Origin of the sequence: Aquabacterium sp. (assembly GCF_035476535.1) — a bacterium.
Classification (GTDB): domain Bacteria; phylum Pseudomonadota; class Gammaproteobacteria; order Burkholderiales; family Burkholderiaceae_C; genus Pseudaquabacterium.
On sequence record NZ_DATILJ010000155.1, the window covers coordinates 1 to 22,792 of the forward strand.

The following is a 22,792-nucleotide window of genomic DNA, read 5'->3' on the forward strand; positions in this document are numbered from 1 at the left end:
GCGGCGCTGTGCCCCTGCGCCGCGCTGGCCCAGCCCGCCGCGTCGGCGCCTGCCGGCAGCGCATCGGCAGCTGCCTCGGCACCGGCTGTGGCCAAGCCCGGTCCCCGGCTGTTGACACCGGCGCAAGCACGCGACAGCGCCACCGCGCCGGGTGAGCTGCGCCCGGAGCGCCAGGTGACGCCGCAGCTGACGATTCCCCTGAGCCGCAAGCCGCAACCGCCGACGACGTCGAACGAGTTGCGCCAGGGCAAGCCGGCCTCGGCAGGCGGCGTCAACGACGCGGCGGCGCGCTGCGAAGCGCAGTCCGACGCGCAGGCCCGCGCGCGGTGTCGCGCCCAGCCGGCGAGTTCGCCGCGCAGCCTCTGACGCGCCGAGCAGACCGGCCCGATCGGCAAAGGCTGTCTTCCGGCGGGCGTGCTTTTTGACCGTTAGGCGAGTGGGGTTGAGCCTGCGCCGGGCAGTCCAGGCGGTGCATGATGTTCAGGCCAGGCGGGCACGGCGGGCTGGTCCGTTTGCTGGCGTGATCACGGGTTTCAATCTATTGCAGATAGCCCGCAGTAGGGATAAGCGAACTGCCATACTGGCTCGTCGGGCCTGCTGTCGCGCAGGCCTTTCTCCCCCCAACGGGGCGGGTCGGCAACGCCTTGTTGTCATTGCAGCCCGCGCCAACCACAAGGAATCCCCATGCAAGACAACGTCATGCAAGCCCAGATCCAGCCCTTCTTCAAGCTGGTGCAAGCCAATATGGAACTGTTCAGCCAGTTCTCCAGCTCGCCCGCGGTGACAAAGGAAGTCAGCACCAGCGCCAGCAACCTGTTCCAGCAGGCCACCGATTCGGCGACCCAGCTGATGCAGTCCGGCGCCTTCGCGAACCTGATGCAGGGCCTGTTGAAGAACTACACCGAGTTCCTGACCGAACTCAGCCAGGGCAGCATGGCGCTGCTGAGCCAGGGCCAGTCTGCACTGGTGCGGCAGACGGAGCAGGTGGCCGACAGCGTCGTCGAAGCGAGCGAAGTGCACGGGCGTCGCCTGCGCCAAGCGGCTTGATGTCTTGATCGACTGACGGGCGTCCGTCGGCAACTCAGCCGGCGCACGCCCACTGCGTGTCTTCATCGCGCCCGCCTTGGGCCTGTTTTGCGGCCGTGTCGCGCCCGTTTCGCAAGTTACGGGCGCGGTTTCGTTCAGGCCGACGTCGCCGCCTCGCGCGGCAGGCGGATGGTGAACACCGTCCCCGCATCCGCCGAGGAGTGCACCTCGATCGTACCGGCGTGCCCGAGTACGATCTCGCGCACGATGAACAGGCCCAGCCCGAGGCTGGTCTTCGAGAGCACATGGTCTTGCGAATCGGCGTTCGGCGCCTGCACCAGCGGCTCGAAAATCGCGAACAAGGACTCGGGCGGAATCGGCTCACCGGTATTGGCGACCTTCAGCACAACTTCGTTCAACTCGCCGTCGGCAGTGACTGTCACCGCAGACTGCCGATCACCATGCTGAACGGCATTGTTCAGCAGGTTGGCCAGCACCTGCTGCATGCGCGGCGCGTCGGCGAACGCCGTCAGGTCGCCCGACATGCGCTGCACGAACTGCTGATCCGGATAGCCGGCGCGGATGGCCTCCAGCGCGTCTTCGCAGACGGGGCCCAGGTCGCACAGGATGCGTTCAACCGGAATGCCTGCACCCAGCCGCGTGCGGGTGTACTCCAGCAAGTCGGTGATCAGCCGGCTCATCTCCTTGGAAGCACGCCGGATGCGCGCTGCCGACTGCTGGCGCGCCGCGTCTGACAACGTGGCCTTGGCCAGCATCATCGCCGACATGTCGATGCCGGCCAGCGGGCCGCGCAAGTCGTGCCCGAGCACTGCGAGAAACATGTCGCGCGAGGCCGCGACTTCGCTCGAATAGCGTTCAACGGACTCGGCCAGTGCCTTGTCGATGCCTTCGTTGAAGCGGATGATGTTGTCGATCGACGTCAGCTCCGCGCTCACGCCTTCGGTCCGGTGCCAGAAGGCCATTACGCTGGCACGCATCGCGCGAAACTCGGCGAACAACTGCACCAGGTCGAAGCCCGCAAGCTGCCGCAGCGCACCGTGTTCCGCCGCGGCGCTGGTGGCCGACCCGACGCTGGGAACGATCGTCTCCGCCTGACTGGCGCGTTCCTGGCGGGACAGCGGCATGTCCATCTCGTGGGCAATGGTCAGCAGGATCTCTCTGCTGTGATCACGCAATGCCAAAGCGGACATCGTGCGGGCCGACGGCAGCGTTCGCGCGAAGGTTTCCCAATCGGCGACGATCGCGTCGACATGGGTCTGGATGAAAGTGCTGAAGATCATGGGCCTTCCCGCCAACGGCGTCGACCCTGCAATCATCTACGGCCTGCCCGGCGCTGACTGTTCGCTGGCGCACGCAGGCCGCGGCTTGCGTGTTTCAGGCCGGCATGACCGCCCGGTTCTGCATCGCGTCGATGGTCTGGCCGATCATGTGCATCACCAGCGTCGGCGCCAGGCCCTGGGTCTGGCCGCGGCTCAGCCGGATCGAGCCCCCGATGCTGGGCAGATCGCCATCGCCATCGTCGACCTGTGCGGTCCAGTCGACCATCGTGCCCAGGGTCAGGTAGTCGGCGCGGTAGCTGTACATCGTCCCGGTCAGTGCGTGGGCATGGCGGCCACTGACGTGCAGGCGAGGCTCGTTGCCGCGCTGCGCGAACGCTTGTGCCGCCGTGGGAACGGCGGGCGGGGCGACCGGTGTGGCGATAGCGGATTTCTTCTTGATGGCAATCTCCGGGGAAAACCGACGATACCACCCGCGGCGCGGGGTGGCGTTGGTTTTTTCCGGGCCATTCGCCTGGCGTTGTACGCTCTGTGCCGGGAAGGTTCCCGGTGGTGGCCATCGCGGCCCGCCGGCAGGGGCCGGCCTGCAACTTGCGAGGACATGATGGCGGCAATGAGGCGTTGGCAACTGGGGCCGGGGTGGCTGGGGGCCGTGCTGCTGATGGCACCCCTGGCCGGCCAGGCGCAACAGTCGGCCCATGTGCATGGCGCCGTGCGCTTGGACGTGGCGGTGGATGCGGCCAGCGTCAGCCTGCAACTGGAAGCGCCGCTGGACAGCCTGCTCGGCTTCGAGCGCGCGCCGCGCAGCGATGCTGAGCGCCGTGCGGTCGAGGCCTTGCGCGTGCAGCTGGCGCAAGCGGCCGCCTTGTTTGCCGTGGATGCCGGCGCCGGCTGCGTGGCGCAGGCGCCGGTGATCAAGTCGGCGTTGCTCGATGGCGCGGCCAAGGCCGGCGAACATGCCGATCTCGAAGCCAGCTACCTGCTGCGCTGCCGCCAGCCCGGCGTGCTGAAGGTGATCGACCTGAACGGGCTGATGACGGCTTTTTCGCGCATCCAGCGCGTCGAGGTGCAGGTGGCCACGCCCGGCGGCCAGCTGAAGCAGACGCTGAAGCGGCCGCAGGCGATGGTGCGGCTCACGCGCTAGGCGGTCGTCAGCCCCAGGAAGTGATCGAGCATGTGGAAGTGGTCGTCATGGAACTGCTCTTCCATCGCGGCCAGGCGGTCTATCGCGACCCATTCGACACGCGCGGCGTCGTCGCCGGCGCGCACTTCGGGCTGCTCGCGGTCGCCAAGGTCGAAGTAGAAGGCATGCGTGATCGTGCGGCCGCGCTGGCTGCGGTCCGGGTGGTCGAACACGCAGGAGGCCTTCATCGTCAGCCGCATCGTGCTGTCGAGCAGGTTCATCGCAGTTTCTTCGCGCAGTTCGCGCAGCGCGCTCTGGTAAGCCGTTTCACGCTGTTCGATGAAGCCGCCTGGCAGTGCGTACAAGCCCTTGCCCGGCGCTTCGGCACGGCGGATCAGCAGGATGTGCTTGCCGCAGCGCACCAGCGCATCGACGGTGACGAACACCGGCGGGTAGGGCGCCTGCGACCAGGCTTCGCGGTAGCGCTTGATGAAGCGCCATTCCTCGGCGATGGATGCAAACTGCGGCAAGGCTGCCCAGGCGCGCAGCATCGCCAGCGTGCTGGGCGGCGCCTGGTCGACCAGCGCGCCCAGCGTCGCGGCCAGTGCCTGCTCTGCACAGCCGAAGTACGCGTCCCGCAGCGAGGTGGCGTCGATCGGGCCGTTGCGCTCCACGCTGTGCAGCGCCCAGCCCGGGAAGGCGCGCAGGTAGTCGCTGGTGGCGTCCTTGAAGTGGCCGATCAGCGCGATGCGCGGTGAATCGACAGCCACGTCGGCCAGCAGCTTGGCGACACCGGCGAGCACCACCTCGGTCCAGCGCTCTTCGTTGTAGTAGTCGCGCACCGGCAGGAACAGCAGGCGCGAGCGCTCGGCCTCGGGCAGCGCCAGCCGGAACATCTCGGCTCGTTCCTGCCAGCTCCAGGGGTTCTTCGGCGAGCGGGCCTGGAAGGCCGAGCCGATCACCACCACGCAGCGCGGCGCAATCGCCAGCGCCTGCCGCAGCAGCGCCGCATGGCCCAGGTGGAAGGGCTGGAAGCGGCCGATGAAGACAGCGGCGTCGTGGGGCAGGGGCTTGTCGGTCACTGGGGTGTCGTCCTTGTGCAGTGGCGGGTGGGTCACACGTGTTTTGCTGCGATGGGCATCTGGCGGCCGCTGCCGAAGGCGCGAGCCCTGACGCGGATGATCGGCGGGGCCTGGCGGCGCTTGTACTCGTTGCGCGCGATCATGCCGCGTACTTTTTCGACCAAGGCCACGCCCTCGGCCTGGCGGCGCAGCGTGGCGACGAACTCGCTGGCTTCGCGGTACTCCCAGCCGGCCAGCCGTTCGCCTTCGATCAGCAGCTTCAGCACCTCGTCGAGCACCGGGTAGGGCGGCAGGCTGTCGCTGTCCAGTTGGTCGGGCGCCAGTTCGGCCGAGGGCGGCTTGTCGATGATGAGGTTCGGAATCAGCTCGCGGCCCGCGGCTTCATTGACATGGCGCGACAGCGCGAACACTTCCGTCTTGTACAGATCGCCGATCAGGCCCAGGCCGCCGTTGGTGTCGCCGTACAGCGTGCAGTAGCCGACCGAGATCTCGCTCTTGTTGCCGGTGGTCAGCAGCAAATGGCCGAAGCGGTTGGAGTAGGCCATCAGCACCGTGCCGCGGATGCGGGCCTGCAGGTTTTCCAGCGACAGGCCTTGCAGCGGTGCTGAGAAGCTTTGTTCGAACTGCTGGCCGTAACCGTGCACCAGCTCGGCAATGGGGTGCGTGAACAGCTCGATGCCGAGGTTCTTGCACAGCGTCACCGAGTCGTCGACGGAACCGGCGGATGAGTAGCGTGACGGCATCGTCACCGCCGTCACCTTGTCCGGCCCCAGCGCCTGAGCCGCCAACGCCAGCGTCAGCGCGCTGTCGATGCCGCCGGACGAACCGACGACCACGCGCTGGAAGCCGCAGCGCCGCGCGTAGTCGCGCAAGCCCAGCACGATCTGCGCCTGGTAGAAGGCCATCGTCGACAGGCCTTCCTGGCGCACCAGCGGCAGCGCGCCGCCGTCTTCGGCACTGAAGCGGCCCTGCGCGAAGTGCAGCGTGCGCACATCCTCGACGAAGCGCTGGGCCTCGAACACCACGCCAGCCTCGGGTTCGACCGCGAAGGACGCGCCGTCGTAGACCAGCTGGTCATGGCCACCGATCTGGTTGACGTAGAGGATGGGCAAGCGGTGCCGCCGGCTGGCCTGGCCAAAGATCTGGTGCCGCTGCTCGCGCTTGCCGATGTTCGACGGGCTGGCATTGATCGACACCACCAGGTCCGGCGCCGCATCGGCCAGGCGCTGGAAGGGGTTCACCGCGTAGTCCGCGCCTTCGTCGTTCCAGCCGTCTTCGCAGATCAGCAGGCCGATCTGCTGATCGCCGACGCGCAGCACCTTGGCGACATCGGGGCCGGGCTCGAAATGCCGCCGCTCGTCGAAGATGTTGTAGGTGGGCAGCAGCTGCTTGGCGTACTGCAGCACGATCTCGCCGTTGTGCAGCACCAGCAGGCAGTTGTTCAGCTGCTTGCCGGGCCCCGGGCGCGGCATCGGCGCGCCGACCACCCAATGCAAGTCGCGCATCTGGCGCGAGGCCTGGCGCAGAGCTTCGATGCCCAGCGCCACACGCTGCTGGAATCCGCTCTCTTCCAGCAGGTCTGCCGGGTAGTAGGCCGTCAGGCACAGCTCGGGGCAGACCAGCAACTGCGCGCCATGCTCGCGCGCCGTTTGCGCTGCGGCGATGATGCGCGCGACATTGCCCTCGATGTCGCCGACGGTGGGGTTGATCTGGCCGATGGTGATCTTCATGTCGCCACCTTGAACACCTGGCGCAGATAGGCCAGGAAGGTTTCGTCCTCGCACAGCGTCTTGCCCGGGCTGTCGGACAGCTTGGCCACCGGCTGGCCGTTGCAGTGGGTGAGCTTCATTACGATGTTGAGTGGCGTCAGGCCGACATCATTGCTCAGGTTGGTGCCGATGCCGAAGCCGCATTGCGTGCGCTCGGCGAAGTGGCGGTACAGGCTCAGTGCGCGCGGGATGTCCAGGCCGTCGGAGAACACCAGGCGCTTGGTGTGCGCATCGATGCGCAGCTTGGCGTAGTGCGCCAGCGCCTTTTCGCCCCATGCGGTCGGGTCGCCGGAATCGTGGCGCAGGCCGTCGAAGAGCTTGGCGAAGTAGAGGTCGAAGTCGGCCAGGAAAGCGTCCATGCCGACCACGTCGGTCAAGGCCACGCCCAGGTCGCCGCGGTATTCCTGCACCCAGTCTTCCAGCGCGGCCTTCTGGTGGTCGCGCAGCCGAACGCCCAGTGCCTGATAACTTTGCAGGTACTCGTGGGCCATCGTGCCGATGGGCACCAGGTTGAGGTCCCGCGCCAGCAGCACATTGGAGCTGCCCTTGAAGTACTCCGGCACTTCGCGCTGCAAGCTGCTGACCACCTCGCGCTGCCACTCGCCGCTGAAGCGGCGGCGCACGCCGAAGTCGAAGAACTCGAAGGGGTGGCGGCGCGGCGCTTCGGCGCCGAAGGCTTTCAGCTGGGCGATCTTGGCGGCCAGGCGTTCGCGGCCAGCGGCCAGCGCTTCTGCCTGGTTGAAGCGGCGGAAGTACAGCTCGTTGACCATCGCCAGCACGTAGATCTCGAAGCCCATCACGTGCACCTGCGGGCCCTCGGCTTCGATCTCCAGCGTGTCGCCGTTGGCGCGGGCGGTGATGAAGCTGCGCTGGAACTGGAAGATGCGCAGGAAGTCGACGAAGTCGCTCTTGATGAAGCGCAGGCCCTGCAGGTAGGCCAGCTCGTCCGGCTGGAAGCGCAGCGCGCACAGCGCGTCGAGCGCGGCGTTGACCTCGGGCAGCAGTTCGACCAGCGGGAAGGCCGGTGTGTTGCGGCAGACGAAGCGGTAGCGCGCCTGGGTCTGCGGGTGGCGATGCAGCATGGTCTGCCACATCGTGAACTTGTAGAGGTCGGTTTCGAGCAGGCTGTGGATCACGGGGGACATCGTTGGCTTTCGGTCAGGCTGACGGTGTATCAAGCTGCTGTATCAGCGGCGTATCAGGCTGGTGTGTCAGTTTTTCAGCAGGGCCAGTGCGTCGGTGCTGGTGGCCAGGCGCACGCCGCGGGCTTGCATCGCGGCGAGGAAGTCATTCGCCTGCGCTTCGAAGCCACCCACCGGGCTCATGCAGTCGCTCAGCAGCACCAGCCGTTGCAGGCGGCCGCCGGGCAGGTGTTCGACGATGTGCTCCGTGGTCGCCTTCACGCAGTGGCTGCTGGCCTCGCCGGCGATCAGCAGCAGGTCGCAGTCGTCTAGCGCGTCGATCAGTGTGCGGTTCAGCCGCGTGTGCGCATCACCTTCATCCGGCACTTCGGCCTGCACCGCGCTGTAGTGCTCGGTCCAGGGATTTTCGCCCTTCGTCACCTTCTGCACGATGGCTTGCCGGCGCTCTTCCCAGCGGTTGTAAGCGGCCCGCACATCGGCATGCACGTTGTGGCCCCAGCTGCCGATTTCACAGTGCACCGGCCAGACCATCAGCGTGTAGCGGCCGGCGGTTTCCAGTGCGTCCAGGTAGGCCAGCGTGCGCGGCAAGGCGGCGGCGTCGCGCGGGCGGAAGGCACCGGCGCGCACCTGCGCCGCGGTGATGGCGGTGAAGGGCGTCACCGCGCTGCCGTCACCGGCCCACCAGAAGCTCGGGTGGGCGATGTCCAGCCGGTGGTGGGAGTCCAGCGTCACCGTGATCTCGCTGAGCGCATCGCCGGCCGCGTCCATGAAGCGGGCCAGGCGCTGCATGTCGGCATCGGCGCCGGCCACCGGCAACGCCGGCGTGCCCTGCGGGCCGGGCGGCAGGTCGCAGAAATCGTTCTGCGGGTCGATGATCAGCAACTGGATGCGGCGCGACATGGCGGGTTCCTTTCGTTGGCGGTGAGCTCACTGTAGCCTTGTTAGGATAGATGTGCAACTAACTGACCATGATGAAAGGTGTGACGCAAGTCATCGGAGTACAGTCCGCTTAGTTGCTTCATTGACTTAACCGCGATGCACGAGACGCCGGCTTCCCTGATCTGTACCGTGGACGTGGTGCTGCTCACTTTGCAAGAGGGCGCGCTGGCCGTGCTGCTGCAGCGGCGCGAGCGCGAGCCGTTCAAGGCCGCACCGGCGCTGCCCGGAGGCTACATCCATGTCGACGAAGACGCCGGTGCGGCCGCTGCTGCCGTGCGTGTGCTGCGCGACAAGACCGGCATCGTGAGCCCCTACCTGGAGCAGCTGGCCACCTTCAGCGGCCCGGTGCGCGACCCGCGTGGCTGGTCGGTGTCCATCGTGTACTACGCCTTGCTGCCCGGCAACGCGCTGCCGGCCGATGCGCTGCTGGCGCCGGTGGACCGGCTACCTCAGCTGCCCTTTGACCATGCCGCCATCGTCGCCCGGGCAGTGGACCGGGTGCGCACCAAGAGCCAGTATTCGTCGCTGCCGGTGTACCTGTGCGGCGAGCGCTTCACGCTGCCGCAATTGCAGGGGGTGTACGAAGCGGTGCTCGGTGAGCCGGTCAACAAGGTGAGCTTTCGGCGCAAGGTGGAGGAGCTGGGCATGCTGGAGCCGATCGAAGGCGAGCTGTCCAGCGGCGCTGCGAACCGGCCGGCGCAGCTGTACCGGCTGCGCAAGGCCTTCCGCCAGACCTTGTCGATCACCGGGCGGGGCTTGAACGGCCGCAGCTGAAGCACGCGCTTGAAGCACGCAACTCGCCGTGTGGAACATCACGTTCGCACGAAGAAGTGACAGAAACGCCCCGCTTTTCGGCTCAACGCTGCGCTGAAGCACGCCGATAGTGCGCCAGAGGCGGGCTTGGACCTTGCGGTTTCGCCATGCCATGGTTATCAGCGAGCACGACACCAAGGAACCCACAATGAATGCTCAGGGACGTTCAGGCGCAGGACCCGCAGTGTCCACACATGCGGATCAAGCGCAGGCCGACAGCGGCTGGACGGATTTCTTCCGTTACCACGGCTTCTGGGCGCCCGGCATCCGCTTGTTCCGGCAGTTGGGCTTCAGGGCCAAGGCAGTGATCATCTCGCTGGTCTTCACGGTGCCGATTGCCGCTCTGTCCTGGAGCTATTACACCGACAAGGCAGCGTCGATCGGCTTCTCGGCGAAGGAACGCATCGGCGTGGTCTACGGCCGCGAACTGATGCCGCTGCTGGACCTGTTGCAGCAGCAGCGCCTGCAGGCGCTGACCGGCAAGGCTGCCGACGCAACGGCGCTGAACAAGGCCATCGCCGACCAGTTCAGCAAGCTCGAAGCGGCCGAGAAAGCCTCCGGCAGCGAACTGGGTACCGACAAGGCCTTCGCCAAATTCAGGCAGTCTGCCGATGCAGTGGCCAAGCCCGCCGCCGATGCGGACGGCCGCATGGCCGCACACAGCCAGCGCATCCAGGCGCTGCTGGATTTGCTGGGCATGTCCACCGACGGCTCCAACCTGACGCTGGACCCGGACATCGACACCTATTACCTGATGGACGCGGCCTACTTCCGCCTGCCGCCGATCGCCGAATCGGTGGCGCAGCTGCGCGACCAGGGCGCGGTGATGCTGGCGGCTGGCGCGGCCCAGCCGGCCCAGCTGCGGCGGCTGGTCGAACAATCGGTGCTGGCCGCCAGCAACCTGTCGGCCATGGACGTGGGCCTGGGCAAGGCCAACGACTACAACGCAGTGGTCAAGCCCGCGGTGAAGCCCGAGGCCGCGCTGGCCGAGGTGACCGCCTTCCTGAAGCTGATCGACCAGACCCTGCTGCTGCCCGAGGGCATGAAGGGCGATGCGGCCGCGCACATCGCCGCCGGCAACAAGGCCCTGGCCGCGCTGACGGCGCTGACTGGCCGCACCACCGACGAGCTGGACCGGCTGATCGAATTCCGTGTCAGCGCCATGGCGGCGGGGCGCAGCATCACGACCGGGGTGCTGATCCTCAGCCTGCTGCTGGTGACCTACCTGTTCATGGCTTTCCGCAAGGTGCTGGACGGCGGCCTGCGCGAGGTGGCACTGCACATCCACGCGATGCGCGACGGCAACCTGACGACCACGCCGCGCGCCTGGGGCACGGACGAGGTGGCCGGCCTGATGCACGCGCTGAGGGAGATGCAGGGCGCCCTGCGCCACATCGTCGGCCAGGTGCGCAACACCTCCGACAGCATCGTCAATGCCAGCGGCGAGATCGCGTCGGGCTCGATGGACCTGTCCTCGCGCACCGAGCAGGCCGCGGCCAATCTCGAAGAATCGGCCTCGGCGATGGAGCAGATTGCCGCCACCGTCAAGCACACCGCCGACGCGGCGCAGCAGGCCGCCGGCATCGCCCACACCAATGCCGCGGCCGCCGAGCGCGGCGGCCAGATCATCGGCGCGATGGTGGCCACGATGGAGGACATCCAGATGTCCTCGCGCAAGATCGGCGACATCATCAGCACCATCGACGGCATCGCCTTCCAGACCAACATCCTGGCGCTGAACGCCGCGGTGGAAGCCGCGCGGGCCGGTGAACAGGGCCGCGGCTTCGCGGTCGTGGCCGGCGAGGTGCGCACGCTGGCCCAGCGTTCGGCCGCCGCGGCGCGCGAGATCAAGGCGCTGATCAGCGCCAGTGTCGAGAAGGTCGAGTCCGGTACCGGGGTGGTCCGCCAGGCCGGTGCCACGATCGACGAGATCGTCGCCAGCGCCAAGCGCGTGAACGAGTTGCTCGCCGAGATCGCCACCGGCGCCAAGGAGCAGGCCGCCGGCGTGCACCAGACCACGCAGGCCGTGCAGGAGATGGACAACGCCACGCAGCAGAACGCCGCGCTGGTGGAGCAGACGGCGGCGGCGGCCGCTTCACTGAAGGATCAGGCCTCGGCGCTGGCCGCGGAGGTGTCGGCGTTCAAGCTGGTGTGAAGCGCTCGGGCGGCGGCAGAAGCCGGTTGCAGACAACTGAAACGGCCGCCGACACGCTTCTGACGTGGTATTGATACCCGTCGTTTCCACACTGGGCTCACTTCTTGTGCACCCTGTCTGGAGATGATGATGACCTTGTTCAAACGCCCCTCGATCGCCGCGGCCGTGTTGGCCCTGGCCTGTGCCTGCCAGGCTGGAGCGGCGCAAGCCCAATCCACCCCCTACCTCGGGCAAGTGATGTGCGGTGCGTGGAACTTCGCGCCCAAGGGCTGGGCGATGATGAATGGCCAGTTGCTGCCCATCATGCAGAACACCTCGCTGTTCGCGCTGCTGGGCACCACTTACGGCGGCGACGGGCAGGTGACCTTCGCCTTGCCCGACTTGCGCGGCCGCGTGGCCATGCATTTCGGCCAGGGCCCGGGCCTCAGCAACCGGCCGCTGGGCGACCATGCCGGCAGCGAGACGGTGAACCTCGCCGCTGCCAACCTGCCGCCACACGCCCATCAGGTGGTGATGCAGGGCAGCGGCAACGACGCCACTGCGACCTCGCCCGCCGGCAAGCTGCCGGCCCGGGCCAGAACGCCGCAGTACGCCGATCCCAGCGGCGTGGTGAACATGGCGGCCAGCATGACCAGCTCGGTCGGCTCCGGCACGCCGGTCGACAAGATGCCGCCCTATCTGGCCCTCAACTGCGTGATCGCGGTCCAGGGCACCTGGCCGACGGCCAACTGAGGAGACTGGAAATGAACCGATTCCTTTCCTCTTCCATCACACTGACCCTGGCGGCAGCGCTGGCAGCGTGCGCTGCCCGGGACAACCCGCGTGCCGAGGCCAAGCCCGCCGGCCCGGCGGCGCCGCTGGCGTTCACGAGCGCTGTGGTCTCTCCGGTAGGTGGTCATCCGGCGCCGCAGGAGCCGCTGGACACCACGGTCATCACGCCGGTGGAGACCGTCGGCGCGTCGCTGTCCGAGTGATCACGGCGGTGCCGGTATCGCCATCGGCTGCGTCTCGCCGGCGGGGATGTCCACGGCAGCGCCGGCCGCCGCGGCCGCCCGCACGCGCTCGTTCAGCACGGCCATGCCGTGTTCGTAGCCGCGCTGCACGATGCGGTCGAAGCGGTGCCATTGCAGCAGGCCCACGCGGTCCAGCGGCGGGTTGAAGTACAGGTCGGTCAGCGCGCGCGAGCGGCGGCTGCGCGAGATGCTGTAGAGCACCATCACCGTCATCAGGTAGGCCGGCAGCGAGGGCAGGCGGTAGCGGCGCTTGCGCAGCGGCCGCCACTGGTCGACGAACAAGGCCCAGCCGCTGGGCACGTCTTCCAGGTCGACCTTCAGCGGCTGGCGGAAATCCAGGTCGATGCCGATCACCGTGCCGATGCCGCGCTGCGACTGCATCACGTCGACCGGAAAGTTGTTGAAGCTGCCGCCATCGCAGAGCAGGTCGCCTTCATGCAGCACCGGTGGCAGCGCGCCGGGAATCGAGGTGCTGGCCAGCAGCATCTTGACCAGCCGACCGCGCCGCAGCACCTGCTCGCGCGCATGGCTGTAATTGGTGGCGATGCAGAAGTTGCTCTTCCACAGGTCTTCGATGTCGGCATCGAAGCCCAGCAGCTCATGCACCGCGTCGTTGAGGATGCGGCGCAACCGCAGGCCGCGGAACAGCGACAGCCAGGGCACGGGGTTGAAGTCGCCGGTCGGGTTGGTGCTGAAGGCGCGGCGGGCATTGGCCATCACCTGCTCCCAGGGCCGGTCGGAGGCGACATAGGTGGCCATCACCGCGCCGATGCTCGTGCCGCCGACGCAATCGATGGCCACGCCATGCTCCTGCAGCGCCCGCACGACGCCCAGGTGGGCCAGCCCGCGCGCGCCGCCGCCGGCCATCACCAGCCCGGTGGCGGTGCGGCTGAGAAAACGCGCCAGCCGCGCCATGTCGCGCTCCAGGCTCGGTCGAATGTGCAGGTGGTCCGCCACGGGTCGGCGGTCCAGCCAGGCCTTGGTGCCGCGCGGCGACGGTGTCTCGGCGGCATGCAGCAAGACCAGGATCTCGGCGGCCTCGGTGCTGGCAGAACGACTGACCAGGCAGACCTTTTCAGTGGCATGCAGCACCGGCGGCTGCGTGGCATCGGCCAGCAGCAGCAGTTCATCGGCATCGCGGCAGCAGCGTGCGGTCCAGGCGCTGGGCCCGCTGTCGGCCACCAGCAGCACGAACTCGGCGCGCGCCTCGATGCGGTCCAGCAGCATCGCGATGCGGCGGTTGACGTCGGCCTGTGCCTGCGGGCCCAGCGTGGCCTCGGGCGCATGCAGTTCGCGCTCGACGGTGTCGGAATCGATCACCTCGACGCGGCCGACCGCGCTGAGCTGCTGCGCCAGTTGCGCGGCGAAGCTGGTGAGATCGACGCCGCTGCTCACCGGCAGCAGGCCGATGGTGATGGGCCGCGCGTACACCGTGCGCGAAGGCGGTGCCTTGAGCCGGCGGATGATCTGCCGCGTCAGCGCGCGCGACATCATCGCGTTGCTGGCCAGCAGCAGGTCGAAGCCTGACTTGGCCAGCCGCACCAGCACCGAATCGCGGATCGCCAGCACCGTGGCCAGGCGCGGCCCGTCGGTGTAGAGGCTCATCTCGCCGACGATTTCGCCGCGCGTGATCTCGCCGACCATGCGCTGCGTGCCCTGCTCGTCGCGGATGTAGGCGCGCAGCCGGCCGCTGACCAGCAGGTACATCGCGTCGCCGACCTGGCCCTGCTCGATCAACACCTCGCCGCCGGCGACCTCCACCCATTCCAGCTGGTTCCACAGCAGCGCAATGGCCTGGTCGTCGATGTCGCCAAAGCAGGTCTGCAGCAGGCGGTACAACAACTCGTCGTGATAGGGCTGGCGCTGCGGACTGGATTCCATGGCTCCACGCGGGGGGCGGCTGGCCGCCCGGCGGGGCGGCCTGCGTCGCACTGTAACGCGGGGTGTCGGCTGCGCCCGGCCCCGGATCGGGGGTGCCGTTCGCGCGGCAGCCGGCGGTGGGCGGTGGGTGCGCGCTAGTACAGCGTCGCGGCCTGTCGTGCCGGCAGCTCGGCGTCGTAGGCCGCGCCGTCGATCGGCGGCGCGGGCTGGTCTTGCGTCAAGGCCTGCAGCAGCGCACCGGTGCTGGGCAGCGCGCTGCGTGGCCGCCAGCTGTCGGGCTGCCACAGCTTGGATCGCAGCAGCGCCCGTGCGCACTGGAAGAACACCGTGTCGATGTCGATCACCAGCACACTGCGCGCCGGTTTGCCGTCGACCGCGAAGCGCTGGCACAGCGCGGGGTCGACGCTGATCGTGCCGCGGCCGTTGATGCGCAGCGTCTCGTTCATGCCGGGCACCAGGAACAGCAGTGCCACGCGCGCATCGGCCAGGATGTTGCGCAGGCTGTCGATGCGGTTGTTGCCGCGGCGGTCGGGCAGCAGCAGCGTGTGCTCGTCCTCGATGTGGATGAAACCGGCCGGGTCGCCACGCGGCGAGACATCCATGCCCTCGGGGCCGACCGTGGCCAGCGCAGCGAACGGCGCCGCCTCGACCAGCGGCCGGTAAGCCGGGTGCAGGAAAGGCACCTCCTTGCGCCGCGAGGCCTCGCCCGGCTGGCCGTACAGTGCGGCCAGCTGGGCGGCATCGGTGATCCGGTGTTCGGGCGGCACATGCATCGGCGGCTCCGCGACGTATCAGAAGCCGATGGCGTCCGCCGGCATCGCGCGGATCACGGGCCCGAAGCTGGTCAGGTTCGGCAGCGTGGCGTTTTCATGGGCGCGGATCTGCTCGGCGCTGGCATGCGGCTTGTCGTGCGTGGTGTGGGCATCGGCCGCCAGCGTGACGGTGTAGCCCAGCGCCGCGGCGCGCCGCGTGGTGGTGTCGACGCAGAACTCGCTGGCATAACCGCAGATCACCAGGTGCTGGATGTCGTGCTCCTGCAGCAGCGGCTCCAGCCGGGTGTGCAGGAAGGCGTCCGGCGTGGTCTTGCGCAGGCGCACGTCCAGCGTGGCCGGCTGCAGCTCGCGCGCCAGCGCCCAGCCCGGGCTGCCCTCGGCCAGCGGGGTGTCCTCACGTTCATGCTGCACGTAGATCACCGGCACCTGGGCGCTGCGCGCACGCTCGGCAAGGCTGTTGATTCGGGCGATCACCGCCGAGGCATCGCCCGGGCGGCGTTCGCCCTCGAACAGGGCGGCTTGCACATCGATCACCAGCAGCGCTGTGGTCATGAGGGCTCCTTGCATTCTTCAATTCGGACGTCGTCAACCCGGCAGGTGCTGCATGAACAGCACTGCTTCATCGGACAGCTCGGGCAGCGCCTGGAAGCCCAGCGCGTGGTACAGCGCCATGGCCGCTGCATTGTCCCGGTAGACGCGCAATGTCACGCGGGTGGCGCCAGTGGTGCTGCGGGCTTCGGTCATCAGCCGCTGCACCAGCGTGCGGCCGTGGCCTTGCCGGCGCAGGCCGGGTGCGGTGATCAGCCGGCCCAGGTGCACCGCGCCGTCGTCGCGCGGCCAGTACTGGCCGAAGCCCAGCGGGGTGTCGTCATCGGCGATGGCCAGCACGCGGCTCTGCGATGCCGGCACGATCAGGAAGGTGGCCAGCATCTCGGCGTTGTAGGGCCAGCGCACCAGCGGCCCGGCCCAGCGCAGCGCCGCCGCGGCATCGGGCACCCAGCCGGCCAGGGCCTGGTAATCGGCGGCTTGGGGCGGGCGCAGCGTCAGATCCATCGTGGGCTGCAGTATGCCTGCCGCCCACGCGGCGGATGTGTCAGCCCGCAAGCCGGGAAGTCCGGCTAAGCTGCTGCCATGGCGCAGCTGCCGACTCACTCTCGCGTGATCATCGTTGGTGGCGGCATTGCCGGCTGCTCCACCGCCTACCACCTGGCCAAGTCGGGCCTCAGCGACGTGCTGCTGCTGGAACAAGGCAAGCTGACCAGCGGCACCACCTGGCATGCCGCCGGCCTGGTCGGCCAGATGCGGCCGAACCGCACGATGACGACGATGAGCCGGTACGGCATTTCGCTGTATGCCGCGCTGGAAGCCGAGACCGGCCTGGCCACCGGCTGGAAGGCCTGCGGCAGCGTCAATGTCGCGCGCACGTCGGAGCGCATGCAGGTGCTGCACAAGCAGGCCGCGCTGGCGCGCGGCTTCGGGGTGGAGGTGCAGGTGATCACGCCGCAGGAAGCCGGCGCGCTCTACCCGGTGATGCGCACCGACGACCTGCAGGGCGCGATCTGGATTCCCGGTGACGGCAAGGCCAACCCGACGGACCTGACGATGTCGCTGGCCAAGGGCGCGCGCAACCGGGGGGCGACGCTGGTCGAAGACGTCGAGGTCATCGCGGTGCACACGGCCGACGGGCCATCGGGCCGGCGCGTGACCGGCGTGCAAGTGCGGCGCGAAGGCGGCGAGACGCAGGAGATCGTTTGCGAGGTGCTGGTGAACTGTGCCGGCCAATGGGCGCGGCAGTTCGGCCGTCTGGCCGGCGTCAACGTGCCGCTGTATTCGGCCGAGCACTTCTACGTCGTCACTGGCCGCATCGACGGCGTGCACCCGATGCTGCCGGTGATGCGAGACCCCGACGGCTTCATCTACTACAAGGAAGAGGTCGGCGGCCTGGTGATGGGCGGCTTCGAACCGGTGGCCAAGCCCTGGACGGTGGAGCCGATCCCCAGCACCTTTCAGTTCCAGCTGCTCGATGAGGACTGGGACCAGTTCGAGGTCCTGATGAACAACGCGATCCACCGCACGCCCTGCCTGGAGACCGCCGAGATCAAGATGCTGTTGAATGGGCCGGAGAGTTTCACGCCGGATGGCAATTTCATCCTCGGTGAAGCGCCGGGTCTTCGGCACTACCATGTCTGCGCCGGTTTCAATTCGGCCGGCATCGCGAACGCAGGGGGTGCCGGGCGCTTGATGGCCGAATGGATCGCGGCAGATCAGGCGCCGGGTGACCTGTGGGATGTGGATGTGCGGCGCTTCGGCCCGTTCATGGCCAACCGGCGGCTGCTGGCCGAACGCACCGTCGAGACGCTGGGCCTGCACTACGCGATGCGCTGGCCGCGGCAAGAGCTTGTGACCGCGCGGCCGCTGCGCACCTCGCCGCTGTACGACGCACTGGCCGCACGCGGCGCCGAATTCGGCAGCAAGAACGGCTGGGAGCGTGCGAACTACTTCCGCCCCAAGGACGCGGCCACACCGCCGCCGGGCCTGGGCACGCCCGGCTGGCTGCCCTGGGTGCAGGCGGAGATGCGCGCCACGCGCGAGGCCGTGGCGGTGTACGACCAGACCTCGTTCTCGAAGCTGCTGCTGCAGGGCCGCGATGCGCTGGCCGTGCTGCAACGGCTGTGCGCCAAGGACATCGATGTGGCGGTGGATCGCTTGGTCTACACCGCGGTCCTGAATGAACAGGGCGGCTTCGAAAGCGACTTCACGGTGATGCGCCTGGCGCGCGACAAGTTCCTGATCGTCACCGGCTCGGCGCAGGCGGTGCGTGATGCCGACTGGATCAATCGCCACATGGCGGCCGATGAGCACGCCGTGCTCACCGATGTCGGTGCGCTGTGGTGCGTGCTGTCGGTGATGGGACCCCGCTCACGCGAGTTGCTGGCGCGGCTGTCGCCGGACGACCTGGGCAGCATCGGGTTCTCGCACACCCGCGAGATCGACCTCGGCCTGGCGCGGGTGCGTGCCGTGCGCATCAGCTATGTCGGCGGCCCGGGCTACGAGCTGTATGTGCCGGTGGAAGTGGCCCGGCATGTCGACCAGGTCCTGCATGCTGCGGGCCGGGACCTGGGACTGGCCGATGCGGGCTACTACGCGCTGGATGCGCTGCGCATTGAAGCCGGCCGCCGCGCCTGGGGTGCCGAACTCGGGCCCGACGACACGCCGCACGAAGCCGGGCTGTGGCGAGGCGTGACGCGCGACAAGCCCGGCTTCATCGGCCGCGAGGCCTTGCTGGCGCGCGAGGGCCAGCCGCTGACCCGAAAGCTGCTCAGCTTCGTGCTCGACGATCCCCATGCCTGGGTCTGGGGCGGCGAAGCGATCGTGATCGAGGGCGACGCGGTGGGCGAACTCTCGTCCACCGGCTGGAGCCCGAAGGCCGGCCGCTGTGTCGGCCTGGGCTATGTGCGCGGGGCGGCGGCGCAGCGCATGCACGCCGGCACGCCGGTGCTGGTCGACCTGTGGGGCCAGCTGCGCCGCGCCACGGCATGGGATGATTCGGTGCTGAACATCCCGGTGAACGCATGACCATCCACACGCAAGAAGAACTCGAAGGCCTGCAGCGCGCCGGCCGCACTGTGGCCGAGGTGCTGCGCCGCATGGCCGCGGCGATCGAGCCCGGCATGCGCACCGACGAACTCGATGCGCTCGGCCAGCGCTGGCTCGACGAGGCCGGCGCCGAATCCGCACCGCGCCTGAGCTATGGCTTTCCCGGCGCCACCTGCATCAGCGTCAACGAAGAGATCGCGCATGGCATCCCGGGCGAGCGCCGTTTGCAGCGCGGCGACATGGTCAACATCGATGTCTCGGCGTGCATCGACGGCTTCTTCGCCGATACCGGCGCCAGCACCGTGGTGCCGCCGGACAGCCCGGCCAAGCGCCGCGTGCGCCACAGCACCCGTGCCGCGCTGGAGGCGGCCTTGGGCGAGGTCAGGGCCGGCGCGCGGCTGAACCGCATCGGCCATGCCATCGAAGGCGTGGCGCGCCGCAGCGGCCTGCGCATCGTGCGCAACCTGTGCAGCCATGGCGTGGGCAGCGCGCTGCACGAAGAACCCACGGACATCACCGGTTATCACGAGCCGCGCGATGCGCGGCTGATGCACGAGGGCATGGTCTTCACGATCGAGCCCTTCCTGTCGACCAAGGCCCGCGCCGCCGTCGAGACCGGCGACGGCTGGACGCTGGTAGGCCCGGCCGGCAGCCTGAGCGCGCAGTACGAACACACCCTGGTCGTCGGCCGCCACGGGCCGATCGTCGTCACCGACCTGCGCTGGGTTCAGTGACGCCCGCGCTTTGACTTCTTCTTGGCCTTCGCCGCCGCCTTGGCCTTGGGCGCCGGCGTCGTCGAGCGCGCCGTCGCCGATACGGCCGCCGCGCTGCCGTTGAGCCAGCCCGTGCAGGCCGTCGAGGGCTCGCCGTCGGTGGCCGGCAGCACCTGCCGCAGCGCGGCGTCGTAGCGGAAGCAGGGCCCCAGGGTCTGCGGCGTGGGAACGATCGCACCGGGGTGCTCGACCAGCTCCCGCAGGTCGCGGCGCGGCGCATCGGCCAGCACCGGGCGCAGCGCGGCCTGCAAGCGGTGCGTGGCGAGCGGGCTGCTCAAGGGCCCGGCGGCGCGCGCTTGCGCGGCCGGCAACATCAGCCGTTTGAGCACCGCATCGAGCCCGGCATGGCCTTGTTCGCGCAGCGCGCCGTGCCAACGCATGGCCAGCCAGGGCGTGGCACCCGCAGCGGCCGTGGCAGGCTGCAGCAGCGTGCTCAACGCGGCGGCATGGGTCTGCAGGCTCCACTGCGCGGTGGCACTGCGCAGGCGCTGGCTGTAGAAGGCAGCGAAACCCAGGCTGAACCAGTGGTTCATCGGGTCGTCCGGCCGCTGTTCATAGGCCACCGGCCCGAAGCGTTCGCGGAACCAGCCCTGCAGCGCGGTCTGCATCAGCAAGGCCTCGATCTCAGCCCCCGGCAGCGTCAGCGGCGCCGGCGCCTGCAGCAGCAGCGCCTGGCGCAGGGCCAGCCCGCGCGGCGAGGTGTCGGCGGGCGCCGGCAGCAGCACCAGCAGCTGTTCGGGGGCTTCGCCGTCGGTCCAGAAGCGTCGCACCGTGCCGATCTGTTTCGCAGCCGCGTCGGCCAGCGCTTCGGCATTGAAGGCCATCGGCGCGGCCGCAGCCATCACCACGCGCTGGGCCTGGCCTTCGACCCGCCGCTCGGCCTGCTGCAGCGCACCGGCGGCCACCACCCATTCGCGGGCCAGGCTGGCCGGGCCCTGCAGGCGCAGAAGGCGGTCGCCGTTGCTGCTGCTGAGCTGGCCCTGGTTGGCCAGCAGCGCATCGCCGTCGGCCAGGCCATCGATGCCCAGGCACATCTGCTGCGTGCTGCGCTCCGGGCTGCGGTCGACCGGCAGCGGCAGCAGTGCCGTTGCCGCGAAGACCAGGCTGTTCGGCGCCAGCCGTAGCCAGGCGGAGGGGCCGGGCACCAGCGCAAAGCGCAGCGTCAGGCGTTCGCCGGGCCGGTGCGCCACGCTGCGCGACAGCGGACGGCCGGGCACGGCTTCCAGCGCGGGCGTGCCTTCGGTGGCCAGCAGCGCGAGCTCGCTGCCCTCGGGCAGCTGCAGCTCGGTGCGGCTGCGGTTGCCAGCATCGAAAGTGAGCGCCACCGCCACTTGGGGCGGCGTCGCGCCGCGCTGCGGCGTGACCTGCCAGTGCAGGTCGCAGGCAGCCGGTAGTGCGGCCGCCGCGATGGCCGGCAGCAGGGCCAGGCCAAGCGGCAGCCAAGGGAACAGGAAGGCCAGCCGGGTGGCACGGTGCATGCGGTCGTGGGCGGATCAGGGGAGGGCCGACGAGCTTAGCGCAGGCGCCGAGTCTTGCGGTGGAACGGGGCAGTGACGGGCCGACGGCGATGTCACGCCAGGTATCAGCAGCCACTGTGGCTCTGCCCCTTTGCTGGATCCCCTCGGAGGACGGCCGGCTTGGGCTGGCCCAGGGGCGCCCGCTACCAACCGTGGCACAGTCTGCGCATCGCTTTACCGAGGACGCACCATGCTTGTCGGAACCTGCCACTGTGGCGCCATCACGATCGAGCTGCCTTCCGCGCCGGAGAAAGCCACCAACTGCAATTGCTCGATCTGCAGGCGGCTCAGCGCACTGTGGGCGTATTACGAGTTCGGCACGGTGCGCATATCAGGTCATCCGGAAGGCACGCAGGCGTACATTCAAGGCGACCGGACGCTCAAGACCGTGCGCTGCGCGACCTGTGGATGCATCACGCACTGGGAACCGCTGCAGCCCGAGCCTGGCGCTCGCCACGGCGTGAACTTGAGAAACTTCGATCCCCAGATCCTGGCGTCCGTCCAGATCCGGCGCTTCGATGGCGCGGACACCTGGACCTTCCTGGACTGAGTGCCTCTGTCGCCTTCGCCCGCGCCGCACCGCCCACGTCAAACCTCGGAACCCGCCTCGTTCATGCCCAGTGAGTTCATGCGCGCAAGGCCTGTTGCGCTGCCTTCGCAGTCCGTCATCACGCGTGTCTACAGGTCGGTGAACCTTGCCGACGCGTTTGCGATTGGGCTGCCTTCAGGCGCATCTGGCGACCCGGATCTGTTGGCCCGATTCATCTTCGCGCACCAGCCATCCTGGATCGGAAAGCTCACGAACCTCCGGGACAGGATCGTTGCGTGCTTTGGCCTCAAGACGGCCGAGCATCTGGCAACACTCGCGGGAGATGCCAAAGCCAAGCGGCTCGGCATCTTCAGGGTCTATGGCACGAGCGACACCGAGATCGTCGTGGGGGAGGACGACAAACACCTGGACTTCAGGGTGTCGGTGCTGTGTGCTGCCGGGCCTGCGCCGGACAGCGGCCGCCAGCTCATCGTCTCGACCGTCGTGCACTGTCACAACCTGCTGGGGCGGGCCTACATCCTCGTCATCGCGCCGTTCCACCGCCAGGTGGTCAAGGCCAGCCTCCGTCGTGCGGCACAGATCGGCTGGCCCAGGGCCGCCGGCACGTAGAGAAGTGCGTTGTTGAGCTTCAGGCTATGCGCGGTCCACGCGGCATTGGAAGCAGTTGTACTTCGATCGAATGTGAACGTAGGCCACGTCGGGCTGGCTCAGAATGTCTTCGCACTGGCCCGCCAGTTCAGCGCCAGGCACCACCTTGCCGGTTTCGTAGCGAATCCAGTCGTCATGGCCGTAGCCTCGGATGATCGCCGGCTGCAAGTGGGCGAACCACGCAGGCAGCCGGTCGCTTTCGTAGCGTTGGCATGCCTGGGCATGCAGGAAGATCGGCCCCACCTCGGCGTAGGGCTGCAGCCGGTCGAACGGCCGGTGCCCCAGCACGAGCATCTGATCGCCCTCCGCGATCAGGCCCAGGCAGTGCCTGCACGGGTTGGCGCCGCCGCGCGCCGTCGTTCTCACCGCCGGCTGGCCATTGGCGTCATCGGCGCCGTGCCTGATCGCATTCACGGACTCACTGTCGATCCCACGAACCACGAAGCCCATCATGTCTCTCCTCGGGCCTGTCGGCCGCTGTTGCAATGGGAGGCATTCCACCGGGTTCGAGCCGAGTCTGCCGGCCGGTTTCGGACCTGTCATTCGCCGGACGCGGCCCGCGATTCAGCGCGGCCTGATCGCTAAAGGCCGATTGCATCACCGCACTACACTGCGCAGACCTCTCCACGCCACCCCTTCGATGCCGAGCCCGTTCGCCGCCATGCCCCTGCCGCCGACCCCCAGCGTCACGGC

The 22,792-nt window shown here is 68.6% G+C and carries 22 protein-coding genes and 1 pseudogene; 11 read left to right on the forward strand and 12 right to left on the reverse strand.

The genetic code is table 11. From position 1 onward, the window contains the following. Both VLK61_RS15245 and VLK61_RS15250 read left to right on the forward strand, forming a co-directional pair. Positions 1–366 (forward strand): annotated as a pseudogene (locus VLK61_RS15245) (hypothetical protein); the annotation flags it as partial. Between the two features lie 318 nt (positions 367–684). Further along, the gene (locus VLK61_RS15250) at positions 685–1,047 is read left to right on the forward strand and encodes a hypothetical protein (RefSeq protein WP_325422465.1); all 363 of its coding nucleotides are present in this window, start codon (positions 685–687) and stop codon (positions 1,045–1,047) included. A gap of 134 nt (positions 1,048–1,181) precedes the next feature. On the opposite strand, the gene VLK61_RS15255 is transcribed toward VLK61_RS15250, so the two are convergent. Together VLK61_RS15255 and VLK61_RS15260 are read right to left on the reverse strand one after the other, a co-directional pair. Next, positions 1,182–2,363: a sensor histidine kinase gene (locus VLK61_RS15255; RefSeq protein WP_325422466.1), complete on the reverse strand. Its 1,182-nt coding sequence runs from the start codon at positions 2,361–2,363 to the stop codon at positions 1,182–1,184. A gap of 58 nt (positions 2,364–2,421) precedes the next feature. Continuing rightward, positions 2,422–2,631: a hypothetical protein gene (locus tag VLK61_RS15260; RefSeq protein WP_325422467.1), complete on the reverse strand. Its 210-nt coding sequence runs from the start codon at positions 2,629–2,631 to the stop codon at positions 2,422–2,424. 306 nt (positions 2,632–2,937) lie between these two features. Between VLK61_RS15260 and VLK61_RS15265 the strand changes: the two genes are divergently transcribed. Beyond that, entirely contained in the window at positions 2,938–3,468 is a 531-nt protein-coding gene (locus tag VLK61_RS15265; protein WP_325422468.1) for a ZrgA family zinc uptake protein, read from the forward strand. Here VLK61_RS15265 and VLK61_RS15270 read toward each other — a convergent pair. The 4 genes from VLK61_RS15270 to VLK61_RS15285 all read right to left on the reverse strand — a co-directional run bounded on the left by VLK61_RS15270 (position 3,465) and on the right by VLK61_RS15285 (position 8,340). Beyond that, entirely contained in the window at positions 3,465–4,529 is a 1,065-nt protein-coding gene (locus VLK61_RS15270) for a bifunctional nicotinamide-nucleotide adenylyltransferase/Nudix hydroxylase (protein WP_325422469.1), read from the reverse strand. The genes VLK61_RS15265 and VLK61_RS15270 overlap by 4 nt on opposite strands. 32 nt (positions 4,530–4,561) lie before the next feature. After that, the gene (locus VLK61_RS15275; protein ID WP_325422470.1) at positions 4,562–6,259 is read right to left on the reverse strand and encodes an NAD+ synthase; all 1,698 of its coding nucleotides are present in this window, start codon (positions 6,257–6,259) and stop codon (positions 4,562–4,564) included. Continuing rightward, complete coding sequence (gene pncB / locus VLK61_RS15280; protein ID WP_325422471.1) at positions 6,256–7,443, reverse strand: nicotinate phosphoribosyltransferase; 1,188 nt, start codon at positions 7,441–7,443, stop codon at positions 6,256–6,258. The genes VLK61_RS15275 and pncB overlap by 4 nt, the downstream gene beginning before the upstream one ends. A 66-nt stretch (positions 7,444–7,509) precedes the next feature. Beyond that, positions 7,510–8,340, reverse strand: a complete 831-nt coding sequence (locus VLK61_RS15285) for a cysteine hydrolase (RefSeq protein ID WP_325422472.1) — start codon at positions 8,338–8,340, stop codon at positions 7,510–7,512. A 135-nt stretch (positions 8,341–8,475) separates the two neighbouring features. Here VLK61_RS15285 and VLK61_RS15290 point away from each other — a divergent pair, with 135 nt between their 5' ends. The 4 genes from VLK61_RS15290 to VLK61_RS15305 all read left to right on the forward strand — a co-directional run bounded on the left by VLK61_RS15290 (position 8,476) and on the right by VLK61_RS15305 (position 12,321). Further along, on the forward strand, positions 8,476–9,153 hold the full coding sequence (locus VLK61_RS15290; RefSeq protein WP_325422473.1) for an NUDIX hydrolase: 678 nt from the start codon (positions 8,476–8,478) through the stop codon (positions 9,151–9,153). A 223-nt stretch (positions 9,154–9,376) separates the two neighbouring features. Next, positions 9,377–11,347, forward strand: coding sequence for a methyl-accepting chemotaxis protein (locus VLK61_RS15295; protein WP_325422474.1), 1,971 nt, complete (start codon positions 9,377–9,379; stop codon positions 11,345–11,347). A gap of 129 nt (positions 11,348–11,476) precedes the next feature. Continuing rightward, positions 11,477–12,079: a phage tail protein gene (locus tag VLK61_RS15300; protein ID WP_325422475.1), complete on the forward strand. Its 603-nt coding sequence runs from the start codon at positions 11,477–11,479 to the stop codon at positions 12,077–12,079. 11 nt (positions 12,080–12,090) lie between these two features. Continuing rightward, on the forward strand, positions 12,091–12,321 hold the full coding sequence (locus VLK61_RS15305) for a hypothetical protein (protein ID WP_325422476.1): 231 nt from the start codon (positions 12,091–12,093) through the stop codon (positions 12,319–12,321). Here the strand turns inward: VLK61_RS15305 and VLK61_RS15310 are convergent, their stop codons facing one another. From VLK61_RS15310 to VLK61_RS15325, 4 genes are all read right to left on the reverse strand, one after another. Next, positions 12,322–14,241 (reverse strand): cyclic nucleotide-binding and patatin-like phospholipase domain-containing protein, encoded by a 1,920-nt coding sequence (locus VLK61_RS15310; protein ID WP_325422477.1) that lies wholly within the window; start codon positions 14,239–14,241, stop codon positions 12,322–12,324. 134 nt (positions 14,242–14,375) lie between these two features. Continuing rightward, the gene (locus tag VLK61_RS15315; protein ID WP_325422478.1) at positions 14,376–15,014 is read right to left on the reverse strand and encodes a pyridoxamine 5'-phosphate oxidase family protein; all 639 of its coding nucleotides are present in this window, start codon (positions 15,012–15,014) and stop codon (positions 14,376–14,378) included. An 18-nt stretch (positions 15,015–15,032) separates the two neighbouring features. Then, positions 15,033–15,566, reverse strand: coding sequence for a cysteine hydrolase family protein (locus VLK61_RS15320; protein ID WP_325422479.1), 534 nt, complete (start codon positions 15,564–15,566; stop codon positions 15,033–15,035). Between the two features lie 33 nt (positions 15,567–15,599). Beyond that, positions 15,600–16,067, reverse strand: coding sequence for a GNAT family N-acetyltransferase (locus tag VLK61_RS15325; protein WP_325422480.1), 468 nt, complete (start codon positions 16,065–16,067; stop codon positions 15,600–15,602). A gap of 78 nt (positions 16,068–16,145) precedes the next feature. Here VLK61_RS15325 and VLK61_RS15330 point away from each other — a divergent pair, with 78 nt between their 5' ends. Beyond that, positions 16,146–18,590, forward strand: a complete 2,445-nt coding sequence (locus VLK61_RS15330; RefSeq protein WP_325422481.1) for a GcvT family protein — start codon at positions 16,146–16,148, stop codon at positions 18,588–18,590. After that, entirely contained in the window at positions 18,587–19,345 is a 759-nt protein-coding gene (gene map / locus VLK61_RS15335) for a type I methionyl aminopeptidase (protein ID WP_325422482.1), read from the forward strand. The genes VLK61_RS15330 and map overlap by 4 nt, the downstream gene beginning before the upstream one ends. Here the strand turns inward: map and VLK61_RS15340 are convergent. Beyond that, positions 19,339–20,862, reverse strand: a complete 1,524-nt coding sequence (locus tag VLK61_RS15340; protein ID WP_325422483.1) for a hypothetical protein — start codon at positions 20,860–20,862, stop codon at positions 19,339–19,341. The two genes, map and VLK61_RS15340, sit on opposite strands and share 7 nt — an antisense overlap. A gap of 229 nt (positions 20,863–21,091) precedes the next feature. Here VLK61_RS15340 and VLK61_RS15345 point away from each other — a divergent pair, with 229 nt between their 5' ends. Together VLK61_RS15345 and VLK61_RS15350 are read left to right on the forward strand one after the other, a co-directional pair. Continuing rightward, positions 21,092–21,451 carry a GFA family protein gene (locus VLK61_RS15345; protein ID WP_325422484.1) on the forward strand — a complete coding sequence of 120 codons (360 nt, stop codon included), beginning with the start codon at positions 21,092–21,094 and terminating at the stop codon, positions 21,449–21,451. Between the two features lie 63 nt (positions 21,452–21,514). Beyond that, a complete protein-coding gene (locus tag VLK61_RS15350) occupies positions 21,515–22,060 on the forward strand; it encodes a DUF2867 domain-containing protein (RefSeq protein ID WP_325422485.1) in 546 nt (181 codons plus the stop codon). 24 nt (positions 22,061–22,084) lie between these two features. Here VLK61_RS15350 and VLK61_RS15355 read toward each other — a convergent pair whose 3' ends face one another. Next, positions 22,085–22,549, reverse strand: a complete 465-nt coding sequence (locus tag VLK61_RS15355; protein ID WP_325422486.1) for a DUF1203 domain-containing protein — start codon at positions 22,547–22,549, stop codon at positions 22,085–22,087. Positions 22,550–22,792 lie beyond the last annotated feature (243 nt).

Coding starts and splice junctions, on each gene's coding strand:
- VLK61_RS15330 (WP_325422481.1), top strand. CDS start 16,146: ATGGCGCAGCTGCCGACTCACTCTCGCGTGATCATCGTTGGTGGCGGC.
- VLK61_RS15310 (WP_325422477.1), bottom strand. CDS start 14,241: ATGGAATCCAGTCCGCAGCGCCAGCCCTATCACGACGAGTTGTTGTAC.
- VLK61_RS15305 (WP_325422476.1), top strand. CDS start 12,091: ATGAACCGATTCCTTTCCTCTTCCATCACACTGACCCTGGCGGCAGCG.
- VLK61_RS15250 (WP_325422465.1), top strand. CDS start 685: ATGCAAGACAACGTCATGCAAGCCCAGATCCAGCCCTTCTTCAAGCTG.
- VLK61_RS15290 (WP_325422473.1), top strand. CDS start 8,476: ATGCACGAGACGCCGGCTTCCCTGATCTGTACCGTGGACGTGGTGCTG.
- VLK61_RS15300 (WP_325422475.1), top strand. CDS start 11,477: ATGACCTTGTTCAAACGCCCCTCGATCGCCGCGGCCGTGTTGGCCCTG.
- VLK61_RS15260 (WP_325422467.1), bottom strand. CDS start 2,631: ATGTACAGCTACCGCGCCGACTACCTGACCCTGGGCACGATGGTCGAC.
- VLK61_RS15345 (WP_325422484.1), top strand. CDS start 21,092: ATGCTTGTCGGAACCTGCCACTGTGGCGCCATCACGATCGAGCTGCCT.
- map (WP_325422482.1), top strand. CDS start 18,587: ATGACCATCCACACGCAAGAAGAACTCGAAGGCCTGCAGCGCGCCGGC.
- VLK61_RS15255 (WP_325422466.1), bottom strand. CDS start 2,363: ATGATTGCAGGGTCGACGCCGTTGGCGGGAAGGCCCATGATCTTCAGC.
- VLK61_RS15265 (WP_325422468.1), top strand. CDS start 2,938: ATGAGGCGTTGGCAACTGGGGCCGGGGTGGCTGGGGGCCGTGCTGCTG.
- pncB (WP_325422471.1), bottom strand. CDS start 7,443: ATGTCCCCCGTGATCCACAGCCTGCTCGAAACCGACCTCTACAAGTTC.
- VLK61_RS15285 (WP_325422472.1), bottom strand. CDS start 8,340: ATGTCGCGCCGCATCCAGTTGCTGATCATCGACCCGCAGAACGATTTC.
- VLK61_RS15355 (WP_325422486.1), bottom strand. CDS start 22,549: ATGGGCTTCGTGGTTCGTGGGATCGACAGTGAGTCCGTGAATGCGATC.
- VLK61_RS15275 (WP_325422470.1), bottom strand. CDS start 6,259: ATGAAGATCACCATCGGCCAGATCAACCCCACCGTCGGCGACATCGAG.
- VLK61_RS15325 (WP_325422480.1), bottom strand. CDS start 16,067: ATGGATCTGACGCTGCGCCCGCCCCAAGCCGCCGATTACCAGGCCCTG.
- VLK61_RS15315 (WP_325422478.1), bottom strand. CDS start 15,014: ATGCATGTGCCGCCCGAACACCGGATCACCGATGCCGCCCAGCTGGCC.
- VLK61_RS15340 (WP_325422483.1), bottom strand. CDS start 20,862: ATGCACCGTGCCACCCGGCTGGCCTTCCTGTTCCCTTGGCTGCCGCTT.
- VLK61_RS15350 (WP_325422485.1), top strand. CDS start 21,515: ATGCCCAGTGAGTTCATGCGCGCAAGGCCTGTTGCGCTGCCTTCGCAG.
- VLK61_RS15320 (WP_325422479.1), bottom strand. CDS start 15,566: ATGACCACAGCGCTGCTGGTGATCGATGTGCAAGCCGCCCTGTTCGAG.